General features: G+C 45.6%; 1 protein-coding gene. It reads right to left on the bottom strand.

Annotation, left to right across the window (positions count from 1 at the left end; translation table 11 throughout):
• Positions 1 to 1,811 (bottom strand): S8 family serine peptidase (locus DX933_RS12325; RefSeq protein ID WP_397316488.1); only part of this gene is annotated, 1,811 nt, incomplete at its 3' end.
• Between the last annotated feature and the right edge of the window lie 240 nt (positions 1,812 to 2,051).

The following is a 2,051-nucleotide window of genomic DNA, read 5'->3' as shown; positions in this document are numbered from 1 at the left end:
AGGCTGCCTTCGGCAATTGCATCTCCTGGAATGGTTGCTTTATATTCCCCGCTCTTATAATCACCGGAAATACGATTTGCAGTGACTTCTACCGTCTCACCATCCTGTTCATAGTGAAGGGTAACAGAAGTGACGCTAATATTATCTGATACATCAATGTGCAAGTCCAAATCCATTCCAGCATATGTTTCTGCCGGTGCTGTGTGTTCGTACGTTGGTGCTTCATCGTCTTCCCCTTCTTGGGTCACTTGTCCTTCAATTGTTCCAAGTCCATCCAAAATAGAAGAAACAGCGTCATATGCATTCACCAAACCATGTCCAAATCCATTGTTCGGAGTCTCTGGATATTCATCATCTGTCATCGGAATGGCGGTATTGATTAATACTTGTTCCATCTCATCAACGGTGATATTGGCGTTTACTTGACGCAATAATGCAGCGACGGCAGACACTGCTGGTCCGGACATAGATGTACCATTCCAACCACCTTCATAGCCGCTTCCCGGAACCGAGGAGCGAATATTGACACCAGGTGCTGAAATATCTGGCTTGATTTCATCATAAGGGGAAGGGCCTCTTAGTGAAAATCCAGCAAGATTATCATTGATATCGGTTGCACCTGTCGCAAAAGAAATAGGGTAGTTGGCAGGTACAGCAACAGATCCTGGTCCACCTGGGTTAAACAGGTCAACGTTTCCAGCTGAAAACTCAGGGAAGATTTCAGCATCTCTCCACGCTTGGACTGCATCCCAATACCACTCATCCAGTCCTGGTCCACCGCCCCAAGAGTTATTTACCACATCTGGAGCCATGTCCACCCGTCCACCAGGGGCAAGCATCCACTCTGCTGCATCAAGCAGAATTTGGTCTGTTGTGCTGCCTGCAGCGTTAAATACTTTAGCCGCAATCCATTTTGCACCCGGTGCCACACCGACTTGGTTCGAGCCGTCCGGCTCACTGCCAACCATCGTACCGGTCACATGTGTACCATGTCCATGGTCATCATATGGCGCATCCTGTGCACCAAAGCCATCATGGAAGCTGTACGTATGATCAACCTCTCCTGTCGCACTGTCATAGCCGCGATATTTTTCCATTAATGCAGGGTGATCCCACTGCACACCGGAATCCAGGCTTCCTACAACTGTTCCGGATCCGTCAATCCCCATGGACCAAACCTGTGGTGCTTGGACACGCTCAACGTTCCACTCTACATTTTCCAAAGTTGATTTTGGTGTAGGCTCTTTCGTTATCGTCGCTCCAAGCAGGCGGCGTTCTTCATTCGGTAAAATCTTATCTACCTCGGAAAATGCCGCAATTTGTTCCGCGATTTCCTTTGTAGCTGTTACTGCAATTCCATTCACAATATGATAAGAATGGAAGCTTTCCACTGCACCTGCAGCTTCCTGTGATTCTAAAAAGGAAACCACATTTGCCTGTGTTTCCAGCGCAACGGATTTCAACTCAGAAACAACAGCTGAACGCTGAAGAAACTTAGCCTTGTCCGCTGATAAGCTATGTTTTTTTGCATCCTGCTTTGCCTGTTTGGCAACAGCAGTTGTATCCGCTTTTTCCTTAAACTTCACCAAAAAAGTTACTGTGTCATCCTTCTTAAAAGCATCCTGTAGCCGTTTTGATACTTTTTCTTGTGCAGTTTTTGATTCATTCACAGACACGCTAGTGCCTTTATCCGACTGATTTTTTTGGGCAGCTTGAGCTGTAGCCATTGTCGGGGCAATCATAGAAAGAATCAGCAAAAAGGTGGCAAGTATACTAAACGCTTTGACTTTCATTTGTCTGTTTATCCTCAAATTGTTTCCTCCTCTATTGTTTGAATAGCTTGTTGAAACAACGTGATGCGTTTTTGTCCCCCCTTTTTTTATGACAGATTTGACAAAGCATGGGTGAATGTGGAAACTCTTGTTGTCCACCTTCACTATATGGCAAAATGAGGCTAATAGGTGTCGAATACTGTCGAGGCAAAACTGAATATTCCAAATTGAATCATTCGTACTAGATAACGCACAAATGCGGTCTAGGTGAATGGTAGG

The organism is Ornithinibacillus gellani, assembly GCF_003730295.1.
In the GTDB taxonomy this organism is placed as follows: Bacteria; Bacillota; Bacilli; order Bacillales; family Amphibacillaceae; genus Ornithinibacillus_A; species Ornithinibacillus_A gellani.
Note: the sequence above shows the minus strand (reverse complement) of the source record. Positions and strands in the feature narration are given on the sequence as shown.